Here is a 14725-nt window from a genome sequence, read left to right on the forward strand (position 1 = left end):
TCATTCGCTTGGCAAATACCCAATCACTTCCTTCGATTTTGATTCAATGAGCACTTGTGGAATCTCGACCGTGCGCTGTGAATCAGAAGGAAACGTGACGAGCCAGGCCCGTGTTCCTTCAAAACTTGAATCAACTAATTCAAAACGATCGTCGACTGTGATAGATTGAATCGTGGCCTGTTTGCCATCTTCGTCGATTGGTAACCAATCCATATTGTTTAGATATTCAATTGCATGATTTATGATGACTTTCTCATCATCCGGTGGTATAGGTGATGAGGTGGATGATTGTGTACAGCCGATTAATATGAAGATAGTGAAACAAAGTGCGGTAAAAAGGCGAGTTCGAATCATGATCATTCTCCTTTCCTGTTTGGTTATTTCTTACAGTATAGACGAGGATGACATAAGCGTGTACAAAAAAATCCTGCAGCCGATAGGTCTGCAGGAATCAGGTTATGCTTGAATCGTATCGAGGAATGAACGGATTTGCATCTCCGTCTTGGCGTTTGCCGAGTGGAGGTGTTCTTGTTTTACCCCGTCTTTATAATAGAGAAGTGAAGGGATGCCGCGAACTTCTTGAGCATCAGATAATTCTGGTAGTTCGTCGCGGTCGACGACATGCCAGTTAAACTGTGGATAGTCTTTGACGAGCTCGTCGACATACATGTCGAGACGTTTGCAGTCCGGGCACCATGACGTGGTGAAGACTACCATTCCATGATCTTTTGTGGCTTCATCAAATTGTTGTGATGAATGAATCGGTTGCATAAACAACTCTCCTTTCTTCTATCTATTTTGTCGGGTTTTAAACGAGTCGTCAACAGATTGGCATTCTCGAATTCATAGAAGAATGTGATACACTTATAAAAATAGCATGATAAGGAAAAGGTGATGGATATGGCGTTACGTCACGCATTGCTCGGGTTATTGACCCACCAGCCTGCGACCGGGTATGCCCTGAACGCGACGTTCAAGGCGCAGATGATTCATTTTTGGAACGCACACCATACACAGATTTATCGGGAACTGTTAAAGATGGAAGAAGATGACCTCGTCTCAGCGGAGCATATTTCGCAACAGGAGTTGCCTGATAAGAAAATCTACTCGATCACGGACCAAGGACGTGAGGAGTTGATCAACTGGCTACGTCAACCGACATCGTTTCAACCAAAAATGAAAGATGAGAACCTTTTGCGAGTCAGTTTGCTTCAATTGCTTCCAGTCGAAGAAGCGGTCCGATATATCGAAGAGACAAAAGCCCATCACGAACAAGTTGCCCAACAAATTCGAATGTTCCAGGAAGAACATCAATCTGATGAAGATACGCTCGGTTATTTATTGACGAGTGAATATGCGATTCGGATGATGGAAAACTATGCCGGATGGGCAGACTGGGCAATCGAACAGATTAAAACGCGCAATGAAAAACACGTGACCTGAAATAGTTCAGGTCACGTGTTTTGTATAAGGATGGATTGGCAGACGGGCGAGTAGTCGATCAAGCGCTTCTTCATCGGTTTCAGTCTCGTACGCGCGAATCGTCTCGTTCAATTGCTTCACTGAAGAGGCACCCGGTAAAACGACGTCACAGAATCGCTTAGCGGCTTCGAGTGCATACGCCTGAATCGGATTAGGCATCATCGCCAATTCACTGGCAAGTTCCTCTTTTCGCCACGCCTCAAATCCTTTATCCCCGAGTCGTGTCTCCCATTCATCCGTCAGTAATCCTTTGGCAAGAACACCACGTCCAACGATTGGAATCGACAAATCAAGCGTCTCTGGTCGTCGGTCAAGAAGGGAATACGGCGTCATGAGTACATCGAGAGCTCCAGAAGCGACCCAATGTTTGATGACGTTCGGTCGAATGGACGAGAGTCCGATTTGTCGGATGAAACCGTCACGCTTTTGTTTTTGCGCCCATTCAATCGTTGCGTCGAGATCGTCCTCGAGCGTACCACCGTGAATATAATATAAATCTAGATAATCGGTTTGCAATCGCTCGAGCGATCCGTGTAACGCTTCCTCTAAGTAGGACGGATCAGGATTCCAACGCATCCCGTCCTCAGTCAGTTCATTTCCACCTTTACTCGCTAAAAAGAGTTGTTTTCGTTCCTGACCTAACGTTTCCCCGATTACGCGCTCGACAGCTTGTCGTGCATAGACATCTGCTGTATCGATATGGCGAATCCCCGATTGAATGGCCGTCTCGAGGATCTTCTTTGCCTCAATTTCTCCATGTTTCAAAATGGACATCGTTCCGAGTCCGAGTTCACTCATATGGATTCCTCCTTGTTCGAAATGTTGGTTTGACTCATAATCAGAGTATATCGAAAAGTGAGGAGTAATCATATGGAAGAAAAAACGATTGAGCGGGAAGTCATCTACGAAGGTAAGATTTTCGATGTGGAAAAGCATGTCGTCTCCCTTCCGAATGGAAACACGTCTGTGCGAGAACTCGTCTATCACAACGGTGCTGTTGCCGTGCTCGTCATCGATGAATCGGACAAAATTGTCATGGTAGAGCAGTATCGAAAAGCGTTTGAATCGATGTCGCTTGAAATCCCAGCAGGCAAACTTGAAAAAGGGGAAGAACCGGTATCGAGTGCCGAACGTGAGTTAGCTGAAGAGACCGGATATACGGCGGAGTCGCTCGAAAAGATTTTTTCTTTCTACGGAGCCCCAGGTTTCTGCAGTGAGCGAGTCGATGTGTTTGTCGCGAAAGGATTATCAGCGGGTGAAATGAATCTTGACGAGGATGAGTTTTTAAACGTGAAACGATATTCTTTTGAAGAGGCGGTTGATTTGTTAGACAGAGGTGTCATCACCGATGCGAAGACAATCATGGCGATACAATGGTGGCAATTGTCTAGATTAAAATAATTCTAATCTGAAATTTTATATGGTAAACTTACATAGTAATGATTTTAAATTGAAAATTGATTAAAACTTCGGTATGCTTTGTGTAGTGAACTATGTAAAGAGGGGGCGCCTTATGGAAACGCGAATTGAACGAATTAAACAGCAATTGAGCGCCAAAGGATATAAATTGACACCGCAACGTGAATCGACGGTTCGCATCTTACTTGAGAATGAGAGTGACCATTTGAGTGCCGAGAACGTCTTTATGCTCGTCAAGAGCATCGCACCAGAGATCGGACTCGCAACGGTGTATCGCACACTTGAGTTATTGACTGAACTCGGTGTTGTCGACAAAGTCAACTTCGGTGACGGGGTCGCACGCTTTGATTTGCGTCCTGAAGGGGCGAATCATTCGCACCACCATCTCGTCTGTGTCGAATGCGGCTCGGTCGAAGAAATCATGGAAGATTTGCTCGTCGATGTCGAGAAAAAAGTCGAGAGCAAATACGAATTTCTCATTAAAGACCATCGCTTGACGTTTCACGGCATCTGTAAAGTATGCCAAGCAAAAGGCGTCACGCTCGAAGGTCATAAAGCAGTGATCAACGGTTAAAAGATGAAGGACAGACGGCCCAATCGGGTCATCTGTCCTTTTTTCAATGAGTAATGTATCGTTCAAGAACTCTTGAAATCCCGTCTTCATTGTTTGATGTCGTGACTTCACTCGCTATGTCAATCAGTGCCCCGACTGCATTTCCCATGGCAATTCCGATTCCTGCGTACTCAATGATTGAACGGTCGTTATGACCATCTCCGAAAGCAATGACCTGTTCACGGTCAATCGACAATTCTTCAAAGACGTGACGAAGCGCTTTCGCTTTATCGATTCCTAAATCGGTGAATTCGTAATACATCGCTGCCGTGAACATACTCGTGACCCGATCGTCAAAAGGGGCTTTCATGGCAGGTGCGACTTCTTGTAAATAATCAGGTTGACCTGCGACGAGGATTTTATGAACAGGGAACTCGATGATGTCTCTTAAATTCGGCTCTTCGCGTAGTTGGAATCGTCCGCCTCTCGACTCGTATTCGATGATGTTAATGAGTTGTCCGTTCACCTCAATCATTCCGGCAAATACATCTTTTACATACATATAGGTTTCATCGTTAATCATCGGAATGACGTCGAAATTCTCTAAATGCTTTAAAATCGAGCGAACATCCTCGATTTGCATCGCTTGTTCAAACAACGTATCACCTGTCGTAGCGTCCGTGACACAAGCTCCATTTGAAGAAACGATCAGCCCGTTGCACTCGTTTAGTCTCAACTCTTCGGCATAGGGCAACATCCCGCGCTTCGGACGGCCAGAGGCAAGAACGACTTTGACACCTTGTCGTTGTAATGCCATGAGCGTGCACTTCGTCTGTTCGGTAATCAATTTCAGGTCATTCAACAGCGTTCCGTCTAAATCAAGTAAAATAGCCTGAATCATATTGTTCGCTCCTTTTCAAATTAGATGGTCAACTCGACTTTATTTCCTTCTGGGTCGAGACAGACACTTTCGTAATAGCCGTCCCCGGTCGTCCGTGGGCCGTCCACGTGTGTGTATCCGTCGAGTCGAAGCCGCTCCGTCAACGTATCTACCGCTTGCTTACTTCCGAGTGAGAAGGCGATGTGGGCATATCCGATCATTTCTTTCGTATGCTTCACAAGATCTGGTCGGTGGATCAATTCGATTCGGCAACTTGAATCAGGAAACGTCAAAAAATACGATTCAAATCGCTTCGATGGATTTTCATATTTCTCATTCGATTGGGCGTCGAAGTAGGTCTCATAAAACATGCGCATGTTCTCAAGATTTTCGACCCAAAGCGCAATATGCTCAATTCTCATGTAGGCTCCTCCTATGTTGTTCGTCTAATCCTTTGATTCAATCGCTCTGTACTAAAAAGCATCCCCATCATGATCATGACTGTCACGAGTGGCAGGAAGCCAAGTGACGTTTGAGAGACGAGCAAACCAAACAATGGTGGTAAAAACGTACTTCCGGTGTAAGCGAATGCCATTTGGAAACCCATCAATCGTTTTGATTGGGCAGACCCGAACCGGTTCGGTGTATCGTGAAGCATACTCGGATAAATCGGAGCCAATCCGAATCCAATCAATATCAAGCCGACTAACATCGTCGCGGATGTCGGGATGAAAAAGAAAATACTACCGAGAAGGGCAAGCGATTGTCCCATCCGAATCATCTGTTTGTTTGTGAATCGGAATGAGAGAAACCCGCTCACAAATCGCCCGAGCGTGATACTACCGTAATAGATTGACACCCATGCCGCAGCCGTCGCGATCGAAAATTGTTTCGTCTGCACGAGGTAACTACTTGTCCATAAGCCAATCAATGCTTCGACCCCGCAATAAAGTAAAAACGTGACCAATGCATAAGAAATTCCAAGTGGCCACTTGCGTTCGAGCGTCGTGACGGCTGTTTCTTGATGGTGTGTAATTGACTGACCTTTCTGTTTCCAGAGTGGGAAGGACAGCAATAACACGAGGGCCAAACCGAACTGAACTGCAGCGATGATCAAATAGCCGTCACGCCATCCATTCTCCGTCAACACTCCCGCCATGACGAGTGGTCCACCGGTTGCGCCAATCCCCCAAAAACAGTGTAACCAATTCATATGATGTGCTTCGTAGTGCTCTGCAACGTAATGATTCAGTGCGGCATCGACGGCACCTGCCCCTAAACCAAGTGGAATGGCTAATGCGAACAGCCAACCAATTGAAGGCGCCCAATAGAAACCGAACAGACAGAGCGCGGTTAGTAGCGTTGAACCGAATGTGACTTGTTTCGTGTCAAAGTGCTCTAATAGTTTGCCGCTGAGTATACTCGACAGAATCGTTCCGCCAGCAATTGTCATGAAAATCCAACCGACCATCGATAATGGGGCTGAAAACTCTTGATGCATGAGTGGCCAACCGACACCGAGCAGGGCATCCGGGAGACCGAGGCTGATAAACGCGATATAAATTACAGCCAATAATAAAATCGTCATATGTCACCTCGTTGTATGGTTTCGAGCGTCAATTCAATGCCGAGTCGGGCCAGTCCCGAAAAATAATCTTCCTCCCATTGCCCGATTCGAAGGACGGGAATGTGACGGGAGGGAAGGTATCGTTCGCAGGCACGGTTAATGTGAAGCAAATCCTCTTGAACGAGATCGACATCTGAGAAAATAAATGCGTGGGGGTTGAGTGTCGCAGCAAACGTAGCGACGAGACGTCCCAATGCATCAATTTCTTCTTTCTTCAGAACGTTTGGTCCATAAGGCTTATCTTTAATACGGTCATAAAACGATGCATCATCATAAAGCGGAAGAAATGAAACTTCTCCACTAAACCCGGATTGTCCACGAGCGACGTGTCCATCGAACAAGATACCAGCACCAGGACCATTCTTCCCGAGACCGAGATAGACGATGGACTGATGTGTTGTCGTCTCATCTCGTTTAGAAAATCCATAAACGGCGGCATTCATATCATTTTCAATGACGACGGGAAGTCTTGTTCGTTCCATCAACCAGTGTTTTAAATCTAGGTGCGCAAGCGACGGGTATTCTGGGGCGAAAACAATCCGACCCATGTCAACAGCAGCGGCGACTCCGACAGAAATCGCTCCGATTTTTGTCTTGTCCTCAATAAACGGATCAACTAGTTCTCCTAACGCTTCTAAATGACTGTCGGTGATTAGGGACACTCCATCTTCTACAATCTGATGTTGACAGTCAATCAAGCGGTAGCGAATCTCTCTCGCTTCGATATATAACGTCAAACAGTGACGGAATTCAGGATTATACCCATAACTTTTTGCAGGGCGCCCACCTTCTGGCGCCTTCTGACCATGTTCGATGACTTCCCCACGTACAATCATGTCATCGATCATCTTTTTGATGGTAGGGAATGAAACGTGTGTGACTTTACTCAATTCAGAGATTGTCGATACGTTATACAGAGCCATCTGCTTTCGGATATCAACTAGTAATTCATGTTGTGGATCTTTCAACACGACCACACTCCAGTCTACTTTTTAAAATATTTTAATAAGTCATTTGTAGTATATCGTTCCGAATTGGAATATGCCAGAAAAATTAAAAAATAGAACAATGACACATCACCTTTTATGTTCACAAAAAAGTGATTAAAAAATGAGGTCAGACATCTTCACAACAGTTTACATAAGTGATATGCTGTAAGCGTATTCAGGTGAAACGAGGAAGGAGGAGGGTATGATGCGTTCGCATATCGAGTCATTTCTTCAGTACATGACGGTTGAAAAGCGGATGTCCGCCAACACGAGACAGGCGTATGCGAGCGATTTGACGCAATACGCATCGACCTTAAACCAGTTGGGGGTGAAAGATTGGAACGACGTGACACGTTCTCATATCGTAAAGCATATCGAAGAACTGTCACAGGCGGGACGTGCTTCGTCTTCTTTGAGACGAGCTGTCAGTTCAATCCGGATGTTCCATCATCATCTAAAAATGACCGGGGTCACGACGACTGATCCGTCTCTGTATCTAGAGACGCCGAAAGCAGAAAAGCAACTTCCGGATACTTGGTCGCAACAGGAAGTCGAGCGTCTCTTAGATAGCGTCCCGACATCCGACCCGCTCTCACTTCGGGACCGTGCGATGCTCGAGTTGCTTTACGGGACCGGAATGCGGGTCAGTGAACTTTTAGGTCTTGATTTGGATGATTTGCAGTTCGAATTGGGGTATCTACAATGTGAAGGGAAAGGCGAGCGCGCTCGAATCATTCCGGTTTCGTCGGTCGCGCAAGGGTTTGTCGAGCGGTATATTCAACAAGCCCGAAACGGACTCGGCGGCAGAGAGACCGAAGCGCTCTTTTTAAACGGCAGAGGTGGACGGCTCAGTCGTCAAGGATTTTGGAAGATGATCAAACGACGTGCCAAGCTTGCCGGAATTGATAAGGAGATCACACCTCACGTTCTCCGTCATTCTTTTGCGACACACTTGCTCGAGAACGGCGCAGACTTACGTGCCATTCAACAAATGCTCGGTCATGCGGATTTAGCGACGACGCAAGTGTATACACACGTCAATAAGTCGCGGCTACATGATGTGTATCGCAAGCATCACCCTCGTGCCTAGACATTGAAAAGGAGGAATTTTTTGTGAAGAAGTTTAAACGTATTTTTTTAGTGGTCATGGACTCGGTCGGTATCGGTGAAGCACCGGATGCTGAACAGTTCGGTGACAAAGGGGCCGATACGCTCGGACATATCGCTCGTGAACATAACGGATTGAACATGCCGAATATGGGAAAACTCGGACTCGCGAACATTAAACCGATTCAAGGAATCGACGTGTCGGAGACGCCAAGTGCATATGGTCGTATGGAAGAAATCTCGGCTGGTAAAGATACGATGACAGGGCACTGGGAAATCATGGGTCTTCATATCGAGACGCCGTTCCGCGTTTTTGAAGAATTCCCGGACGATTTGATTCATCGTCTAGAAGAGTTCAGTGGTCGAAAAATCATCGGAAACAAGCCGGCATCAGGTACGGCCATCTTGGATGAGCTTGGTGAAGAACATGTCGAGACAGGCGCGCTCATCGTTTATACATCAGCAGATTCGGTCCTACAGATCGCCGCGCACGAAGAGATTGTGCCAATCGACGAGTTGTACCGGATTTGTGAATACGCGCGTGAGATTACACGTGAAGACCCGTATATGCTCGGTCGCATTATCGCCCGTCCGTTCATCGGCACACCGGGTGCATGGGTACGTACGGCAAATCGTCATGACTACGCACTCAAACCTTTCGGTAAGACAGTCATGAATACGCTCGAAGAGGCTGGGAAAGATGTCATCGCTCTCGGGAAAATCAGTGATATCTACGACGGTGAAGGTGTGACGAAAGCGGTCCGTACGAAATCGAATATGGACGGAATGGACAAGTTGGTCGAATCACTCGAAGAAGATTTCGAAGGGCTTTGCTTCTTGAACTTGGTCGACTTTGACGCATTGTTCGGTCATCGTCGTGATCCGAAAGGCTACGCCGTCGCGCTTGAAGAATATGATGCTCGTCTACCTGAAGTGATGGAGCGTCTCCGTGAAGACGACTTACTCATCATCACGGCAGACCATGGGAATGACCCAGTACATGCTGGTACAGACCACACGCGTGAATATGTACCGCTCATCGTACATCACACTGGAGCGAAAGCAGTTGATTTAGGCATTCGAGGTACGTTTGCAGATATCGGTGCGACAGTGGCCGACAACTTTGACGTTGCGGCACCATCAAACGGAAAGAGTTTCTTAAACGAAATTTGAGGAGGCAATATTCATGGTAAATTGGAACGAAACAAAAGCGTTTTTGCAGGAGCGTATGGGCGCTACACCAGAAATCGGACTTATTCTCGGGTCAGGCCTTGGAGTCCTCGCGGACGAAATTGAGAATCCGGTTGCAATCCCTTATGAAGAGATTCCACACTTCCCAGTATCAACTGTCGAAGGGCATGCGGGACAACTCGTGTTCGGGGAACTTGAAGGAAAACGCGTCGTCGCGATGCAAGGACGGTTCCACTTCTATGAAGGATACTCGATGGAACAGGTGACGTTCCCTGTTCGTGTCCTCAAATTGATCGGTGTCGAGACACTCATCGTCACGAATGCAGCGGGCGCGTGTAACGAGTCGTTCAACCCTGGTGATTTGATGATCATCACGGATCACATCAACTTCTTCGGGACAAGCCCACTCATCGGGAAGAATGCGAGTGAATTCGGAACTCGCTTCCCAGATATGTCAGAAGCGTACGATAAAGAACTCGTGAAATTGACAGAAAGCGTCGCTTCAGACCTCGGACTCACTGTCCAAAAAGGGGTTTACTTCGGGAACACAGGTCCAACTTACGAGACACCAGCAGAAGTGAAAATGGCACGTCTTCTCGGTGGTGACGTCGTCGGGATGTCGACGGTACCAGAAGTCATCGTCGCGCGTCACTCGGATATGCGCGTCCTCGGGATTTCGTGTGTATCGAACATGGCAGCAGGGATTTTAGATCAACCACTTAACCATGAAGAAGTCATCGAGACGACAGAACGTGTTCGTCAAGACTTCCTTTCACTCGTGCGCGGCACGATTAAAAGCATGTAAGTAACTTATTTCTAGGAGGACGAAAGTTATGCGTATGGTCGATTTGATTTTGAAAAAACGTAACGGTGGAGAATTGAACGAAGAGGAGATTCGCTTCGTCGTCGAAGGATTCACGAACGAAACGATTCCTGACTATCAGATGTCGGCATTGTCGATGGCCATCTATTTTAACGGGATGACTGAAAACGAGACAGCAGCCTTGACGATGGAAATGGTGAAGTCTGGCGATACGATCGATCTTTCGAACATCGAAGGGAAGAAAGTCGATAAGCACTCAACGGGCGGAGTCGGTGACAAGATCAGCTTGATTGTCGCACCACTCGTCGCGTCAATCGGGATCCCGGTCGCGAAAATGAGTGGCCGTGGTCTCGGTCATACGGGTGGTACGATCGATAAACTCGAATCGTTCCCAGGTTTTAACGTCGAATTGACAGAAGAACAATTCACGAAACAAGTAAACGATATTAAGATGTCGATTATCGGTCAGACGGGGAACTTGACGCCAGCTGACAAACGTCTTTATGCGCTACGTGATGTGACGGCTACCGTTGAGTCGATTCCACTCATCGCGAGTTCAATCATGTCGAAAAAGATTGCAGCTGGAGCTGACAGTATCGTCCTCGACGTCAAGACGGGTTCAGGTGCGTTCATGAAGTCGTTCGATGATGCGAAAGCACTCGCAGAAGAGATGGTCGCAATCGGGAAGAACGTCGGTCGTAAGACGGTCGCTGTCATCACAGACATGGACCAACCGCTCGGCTTTGAGATCGGGAACGCGAACGAAGTAAAAGAAGCGATTGAAGTTCTTTCAGGTAAAGAAGTAGAAGACTTGAAAACAATCGCGCTCACGATTGCAGGTCATATGGCTGTCCTCGGTGATTTCTATCCAACGTTTGACGAAGCATATGCAGACCTTGAAAAACGAATTGCTGACGGTCACGCCCTCGAGGTGTTCCGTAAGTTCGTCGAAGCACAAGGTGGGGACGCGTCGCTCGTCGATGACGTGACAAAATTACCACAAGCTTCATACGAGACGACATTCGTCGCAAAAGAAGCGGGTTATGTCGAGTCGATCATCGCAGACGAAGTCGGTGTCGCAGCGATGCTTCTCGGAGCAGGTCGTGCGACGAAAGAAGACAAAATCGACTTCGCGGCAGGCATCACGCTCGAGAAGAAAGTTGGCGACCGTGTCGAGGCGGGCGATGTGATTGCCGTACTCCGCTCGAACATGGAAGACATGTCTTCGGCTGTCGAACGTTTAGATCACGCGTATACAATCGGTGCGACGAAACCAGAAGCTCGACCACTCGTTCACGCTGTCATCCAATAAGGCAGAACGTCTGTTTCCACAAAAAAAGTGGAGACAGACGTGTTTTTTTGATAAGATGGGTAATGTGAGTGTAAAACAGCAGGATACATATTCAAATAAAGGGGTTGCTTGAAACATGAAAAAAGGTTCTATGAAACTTGAAAATGGCGAAATGATTGAATTTGATTTATTCCACAACGAGGCACCGATCACGGTCGAAAACTTCGAAAAACTTGCGAACAGCGGGTTCTACAACGGATTAACATTCCACCGTGTCATTCCTGGATTCGTCAGCCAAGGCGGTTGCCCGGATGGTACTGGAATGGGTGGCGCTGGTTATACGATTCCATGTGAGACATCGACTTCATTCCCACACAAACACGAAGCGGGATCACTCTCGATGGCACACGCAGGACGTAACACAGGGTCTTCACAGTTCTTCATCGTCCATGAGCCACAACCACACTTGGATGGCGTCCATACAGTTTTCGGTAAAGTGACATCTGGTCTTGAACATGCCGTCAAACTTCGTCAAGGAACGAAGATGGCAGAAGTGAAGGTTTGGGACGAGAATTGATTTTTGCCTGAAGGTTATGGCACAATGAACCATGTCTCTCACGTCTTCACATCGTGAAACTTGAATGACTAAAGGTGGTGAACCCAGCGATGCTGGTAAAATATAAACGTTCTTATGAAAAGACGGCGATGGGTCTACTCGCATTCTCATGCAGTGACAAATCTCCGCTTAGCTTGCTTGAACTCGTCCGATCGTATGACGAGGAAGAGTCGAAGTTCCTCTATTTGTGGAAAGTCGGTGAAGACTTCGTCGGCATCATTGGAATGGAGCAGCAAGGAACGACGATGGTCATCGACCATATCGCCCTGTCGCCATCATTCCGTGGCGAGAAACGTTCTTACGAGCTTCTAGACGAGGTGAGAAACGTACTTCCACTTGATTTGACGTTAACCGGTACAGGCAAGACGGGCGATTTATTGGATAAATGGAATCAATTAGTCGTCTGATGACAAAAACCCCCGTAATCACGATTGTGATTATGGGGGTTTTGCATATTGCATGGAGTAAATCACAAACTCGTAAAATGAGGTGGATTCTTGAATCGAGTAACAATCGATGAACTAATCAATCGATTGGAGCAAGTGCTCAGGCAAGAACGAACGCGAGAAGAAATTTCTGACTGGGCATATCAGTGGATGGAACAGTATGAAAATATAGATGGATTTGATTGGACAGCTTCTGACGAGGTGGTTTGGTTTGGTCCTGCTTACAAACGATAGTTGGCATGGATTTACTTGAAACCCTTTCTGAATATTTACATGATCGGAGCAATTTCGAGAGTTGGGTGACGGCGTTTAAGAAGGTGAACTACTCGCCACTTATTTGCTTCGCAAATTGAAGGGGGAGCTTCGAAGACCGTGCTCTTACTAGCCACGGTTGTTTACCAAGCTCGTCGGGCAGTCCCTGCCCTGAAGGATTGTCAGTCGGCCAACATCAACAGGTTGATGCTCGCGTTGATGTCACGGTCATGATGCGCGCCACAGACACATGTCCATTCACGGACATCCATCGCCTTCTTCTCGCCCTTTACTCCGCAAGTGGAGCAGATTTGAGTGGATGCGTACCAAGGGTCTGCCTTGATGAGTGTCCGTCCGTAGAAGTTTGATTTGTACTCGAGTTGCCGGACGAACTCGTACCAACTGACATCGCCAACCGATTTGGCCAAGCGTCGGTTCTTCATTATGTTGCTCGATTTCAATGTCTCCACGACGATGACTTGGTTCTCGTCAACAATCCGTCTCGACAGTTTGTGAAGGAAGTCCTTGCGTTGGTTGGCAATCTTTTCGTGTTTCTTCGCCAAAAGTAATTTGGCCTTTTCACGATTCTTGCTCCCGATCTTCTTTCGCGACAGCGCCCGTTGCGCCTTCTTGACCTTCGCTTCGGACTTCCGGAGGAGTCGGGGGTTGTCGATCTTCTCCGAGACCATCGCATCGTTTGTCATGACGGCGAAATGTTCCAAACCGAGATCGATCCCGACCTTGTTCTCGGCTGGAATCCATGGTTCATCGTCCTGTTTGACGAGGATGGAGATGAAGAACTTGCCTGTCTTGGTCATCGAGACCGTCGCCGACCGGATGACGCCCTCGAACGGGCGATGTTGTTCGAACTTCACGAAGCCGATTTTAGGCAGTCTCACCTTGCCGTCCTCGATGCGGATCGTGCCGTGCTGGTTGTTCGTCGTGTAGGAGGCGCGCGACCGTCGTCTCGATTTGAAGACCGGGAAGCCGCCCGTCCCGGCGAAGAACTTCGCGAACGCGGTGTCGAGGTTCAGCTTCGCGTTCGCGAGCGCGAGACTGTCCGCCTCGGCGAGGAACGGGAACAGGGGCTTGTAGGAGGCGGGTGTCGCCGGTTTCCGTCTCGTCACGATCCCCGCTTTCGCCTCCTCGCGGATGGCGATGCGGTCCTCGAGCAGCTTGTTGTAGATGAACCGGGCGCAGCCGATCGTCCGGACCAGGAACTCGGCCTGTGCCGGCGTCGGGTGGAGCCTGTATGTATAGCCCTTCAGCATGTCCGTCCCTCCTCCCTTCAGAAGATCGTGATGTGTCCTCCTCATCCGATACCCGTGGAGGGGGAGGGAAAATCTGACGGGATCACGAACTTCTGTTCGTCACATCTGTCACAGGGGAAAAGACTGTTAGACCGGGCGATTCATCTCCCACCAACGCTGGGCTTCGCTCCGAGACGCTTAGAGGAGGGAGAATTTTCGCCTGATTTAGTTAAAAAAGATCATCATTGATTATGAAAAGGAGACGTCTTGAATCTTGACGTCAACTTCTTGCACGTTGCCTTTTTAAAAGTGCTAGCTCCCGTTCTGTGATGACCTCACTCCGGTCACGGTGCAGATGCTTGTGGACCAATTCCTCGAACGACAGGTCCGTCGATGGGAACGTCGGTTTTAGTGATTCGACCGTGTCACGAACATGCTGTTGTAAGGGGAGATTCGTGGCTAACGGCCATTCATCAAGCTGTGCGATGAAGGAGTCGACATCCAGACCGAGCTCATTCAAATAGGGGGAAGCGATGTCCATCTTTCGACGTAAGAGTCGCAAGCTCTTTTTCGCGCCGATGAGATTGTCTCGTCGTAGATGATAGTGAATGACGGCGTATTGGATCAGTGCCGCATAGCCGTGATGACGACGTCCGTCTGCCTGCCACGCTTCTTCTAATACCTCATGACATTCGAAATAATCGGCATGACATTCAAAAAGCAACGTATAATGAATAAAAGGGGTCATGAATCAATTTTCTCCTTTCGTGTCCACGGTCTTATAAAACATGTTATACTA

The 14725-nt window shown here is 47.8% G+C and carries 19 protein-coding genes; 10 read left to right on the forward strand and 9 right to left on the reverse strand.

What is annotated here, in order from left to right; genetic code table 11:
• Entirely contained in the window at window positions 1-354 is a 354-nt protein-coding gene (locus KNP62_RS01680) for a hypothetical protein (protein ID WP_214782504.1), read from the reverse strand.
• 102 nt (window positions 355-456) lie between these two features.
• On the reverse strand, window positions 457-771 hold the full coding sequence (locus KNP62_RS01685) for a thioredoxin family protein (RefSeq protein ID WP_012726511.1): 315 nt from the start codon (window positions 769-771) through the stop codon (window positions 457-459).
• Window positions 772-900: 129 nt separating this feature from the next.
• Between KNP62_RS01685 and KNP62_RS01690 the strand changes: the two genes are divergently transcribed.
• Entirely contained in the window at window positions 901-1443 is a 543-nt protein-coding gene (locus KNP62_RS01690) for a PadR family transcriptional regulator (RefSeq protein ID WP_214782506.1), read from the forward strand.
• A 6-nt stretch (window positions 1444-1449) separates the two neighbouring features.
• Here the strand turns inward: KNP62_RS01690 and KNP62_RS01695 are convergent, their stop codons facing one another.
• Window positions 1450-2280 carry an aldo/keto reductase gene (locus KNP62_RS01695; RefSeq protein WP_214782509.1) on the reverse strand — a complete coding sequence of 277 codons (831 nt, stop codon included), beginning with the start codon at window positions 2278-2280 and terminating at the stop codon, window positions 1450-1452.
• Between the two features lie 72 nt (window positions 2281-2352).
• Between KNP62_RS01695 and KNP62_RS01700 the strand changes: the two genes are divergently transcribed.
• Window positions 2353-2883, forward strand: a complete 531-nt coding sequence (locus tag KNP62_RS01700; RefSeq protein WP_214692812.1) for an NUDIX hydrolase — start codon at window positions 2353-2355, stop codon at window positions 2881-2883.
• Between the two features lie 112 nt (window positions 2884-2995).
• The gene (fur, locus tag KNP62_RS01705) at window positions 2996-3475 is read left to right on the forward strand and encodes a ferric iron uptake transcriptional regulator (protein ID WP_012726507.1); all 480 of its coding nucleotides are present in this window, start codon (window positions 2996-2998) and stop codon (window positions 3473-3475) included.
• Window positions 3476-3518: 43 nt separating this feature from the next.
• Here fur and KNP62_RS01710 read toward each other — a convergent pair whose 3' ends face one another.
• The 4 genes from KNP62_RS01710 to KNP62_RS01725 are packed head-to-tail and all read right to left on the reverse strand — an operon-like array spanning window position 3519 to window position 6932.
• Window positions 3519-4355 carry a Cof-type HAD-IIB family hydrolase gene (locus KNP62_RS01710; RefSeq protein ID WP_214782511.1) on the reverse strand — a complete coding sequence of 279 codons (837 nt, stop codon included), beginning with the start codon at window positions 4353-4355 and terminating at the stop codon, window positions 3519-3521.
• A 20-nt stretch (window positions 4356-4375) separates the two neighbouring features.
• Entirely contained in the window at window positions 4376-4756 is a 381-nt protein-coding gene (locus KNP62_RS01715; protein ID WP_214782513.1) for a VOC family protein, read from the reverse strand.
• An 11-nt stretch (window positions 4757-4767) separates the two neighbouring features.
• The gene (locus tag KNP62_RS01720; RefSeq protein WP_214782516.1) at window positions 4768-5922 is read right to left on the reverse strand and encodes an MFS transporter; all 1155 of its coding nucleotides are present in this window, start codon (window positions 5920-5922) and stop codon (window positions 4768-4770) included.
• Entirely contained in the window at window positions 5919-6932 is a 1014-nt protein-coding gene (locus tag KNP62_RS01725) for an ROK family protein (protein ID WP_214782517.1), read from the reverse strand. Before KNP62_RS01725 ends, KNP62_RS01720 begins: the two co-directional genes overlap by 4 nt.
• A 223-nt stretch (window positions 6933-7155) precedes the next feature.
• Here KNP62_RS01725 and xerD point away from each other — a divergent pair, with 223 nt between their 5' ends.
• The 7 genes from xerD to KNP62_RS01760 all read left to right on the forward strand — a co-directional run bounded on the left by xerD (window position 7156) and on the right by KNP62_RS01760 (window position 12658).
• A complete protein-coding gene (gene xerD, locus KNP62_RS01730; protein WP_214748184.1) occupies window positions 7156-8040 on the forward strand; it encodes a site-specific tyrosine recombinase XerD in 885 nt (294 codons plus the stop codon).
• A gap of 23 nt (window positions 8041-8063) precedes the next feature.
• Window positions 8064-9230 carry a phosphopentomutase gene (gene deoB / locus KNP62_RS01735; RefSeq protein ID WP_214782519.1) on the forward strand — a complete coding sequence of 389 codons (1167 nt, stop codon included), beginning with the start codon at window positions 8064-8066 and terminating at the stop codon, window positions 9228-9230.
• Between the two features lie 13 nt (window positions 9231-9243).
• Window positions 9244-10053 carry a purine-nucleoside phosphorylase gene (locus KNP62_RS01740; RefSeq protein ID WP_214782521.1) on the forward strand — a complete coding sequence of 270 codons (810 nt, stop codon included), beginning with the start codon at window positions 9244-9246 and terminating at the stop codon, window positions 10051-10053.
• A gap of 28 nt (window positions 10054-10081) precedes the next feature.
• On the forward strand, window positions 10082-11383 hold the full coding sequence (locus tag KNP62_RS01745) for a pyrimidine-nucleoside phosphorylase (RefSeq protein WP_074033239.1): 1302 nt from the start codon (window positions 10082-10084) through the stop codon (window positions 11381-11383).
• Window positions 11384-11498: 115 nt separating this feature from the next.
• Window positions 11499-11939, forward strand: a complete 441-nt coding sequence (locus KNP62_RS01750) for a peptidylprolyl isomerase (RefSeq protein ID WP_074033238.1) — start codon at window positions 11499-11501, stop codon at window positions 11937-11939.
• Window positions 11940-12028: 89 nt separating this feature from the next.
• A complete protein-coding gene (locus KNP62_RS01755; protein ID WP_031423428.1) occupies window positions 12029-12385 on the forward strand; it encodes a GCN5 family acetyltransferase in 357 nt (118 codons plus the stop codon).
• A gap of 90 nt (window positions 12386-12475) precedes the next feature.
• On the forward strand, window positions 12476-12658 hold the full coding sequence (locus tag KNP62_RS01760) for a hypothetical protein (protein ID WP_214782524.1): 183 nt from the start codon (window positions 12476-12478) through the stop codon (window positions 12656-12658).
• A gap of 200 nt (window positions 12659-12858) precedes the next feature.
• Here KNP62_RS01760 and tnpB read toward each other — a convergent pair whose 3' ends face one another.
• Complete coding sequence (gene tnpB / locus KNP62_RS01765) at window positions 12859-13947, reverse strand: IS200/IS605 family element RNA-guided endonuclease TnpB (RefSeq protein WP_214782527.1); 1089 nt, start codon at window positions 13945-13947, stop codon at window positions 12859-12861.
• 259 nt (window positions 13948-14206) lie between these two features.
• Entirely contained in the window at window positions 14207-14674 is a 468-nt protein-coding gene (locus KNP62_RS01770; protein ID WP_214782530.1) for a DUF309 domain-containing protein, read from the reverse strand.
• Between the last annotated feature and the right edge of the window lie 51 nt (window positions 14675-14725).

The organism is Exiguobacterium sp. s183 (assembly GCF_018617655.1).
GTDB classification, from domain to species: Bacteria; Bacillota; Bacilli; order Exiguobacteriales; family Exiguobacteriaceae; genus Exiguobacterium; species Exiguobacterium aestuarii_A.

Excerpts from the sequence above, each read along its gene's own strand:
- KNP62_RS01680 (WP_214782504.1), bottom strand. The coding sequence starts at position 354 with ATGATTCGAACTCGCCTTTTTACCGCACTTTGTTTCACTATCTTCATA.
- KNP62_RS01685 (WP_012726511.1), bottom strand. The coding sequence starts at position 771 with ATGCAACCGATTCATTCATCACAACAATTTGATGAAGCCACAAAAGAT.
- KNP62_RS01690 (WP_214782506.1), top strand. The coding sequence starts at position 901 with ATGGCGTTACGTCACGCATTGCTCGGGTTATTGACCCACCAGCCTGCG.
- KNP62_RS01695 (WP_214782509.1), bottom strand. The coding sequence starts at position 2,280 with ATGAGTGAACTCGGACTCGGAACGATGTCCATTTTGAAACATGGAGAA.
- KNP62_RS01700 (WP_214692812.1), top strand. The coding sequence starts at position 2,353 with ATGGAAGAAAAAACGATTGAGCGGGAAGTCATCTACGAAGGTAAGATT.
- fur (WP_012726507.1), top strand. The coding sequence starts at position 2,996 with ATGGAAACGCGAATTGAACGAATTAAACAGCAATTGAGCGCCAAAGGA.
- KNP62_RS01710 (WP_214782511.1), bottom strand. The coding sequence starts at position 4,355 with ATGATTCAGGCTATTTTACTTGATTTAGACGGAACGCTGTTGAATGAC.
- KNP62_RS01715 (WP_214782513.1), bottom strand. The coding sequence starts at position 4,756 with ATGAGAATTGAGCATATTGCGCTTTGGGTCGAAAATCTTGAGAACATG.
- KNP62_RS01720 (WP_214782516.1), bottom strand. The coding sequence starts at position 5,922 with ATGACGATTTTATTATTGGCTGTAATTTATATCGCGTTTATCAGCCTC.
- xerD (WP_214748184.1), top strand. The coding sequence starts at position 7,156 with ATGCGTTCGCATATCGAGTCATTTCTTCAGTACATGACGGTTGAAAAG.
- KNP62_RS01740 (WP_214782521.1), top strand. The coding sequence starts at position 9,244 with ATGGTAAATTGGAACGAAACAAAAGCGTTTTTGCAGGAGCGTATGGGC.
- KNP62_RS01745 (WP_074033239.1), top strand. The coding sequence starts at position 10,082 with ATGCGTATGGTCGATTTGATTTTGAAAAAACGTAACGGTGGAGAATTG.
- KNP62_RS01750 (WP_074033238.1), top strand. The coding sequence starts at position 11,499 with ATGAAAAAAGGTTCTATGAAACTTGAAAATGGCGAAATGATTGAATTT.
- KNP62_RS01755 (WP_031423428.1), top strand. The coding sequence starts at position 12,029 with ATGCTGGTAAAATATAAACGTTCTTATGAAAAGACGGCGATGGGTCTA.
- tnpB (WP_214782527.1), bottom strand. The coding sequence starts at position 13,947 with ATGCTGAAGGGCTATACATACAGGCTCCACCCGACGCCGGCACAGGCC.
- KNP62_RS01770 (WP_214782530.1), bottom strand. The coding sequence starts at position 14,674 with ATGACCCCTTTTATTCATTATACGTTGCTTTTTGAATGTCATGCCGAT.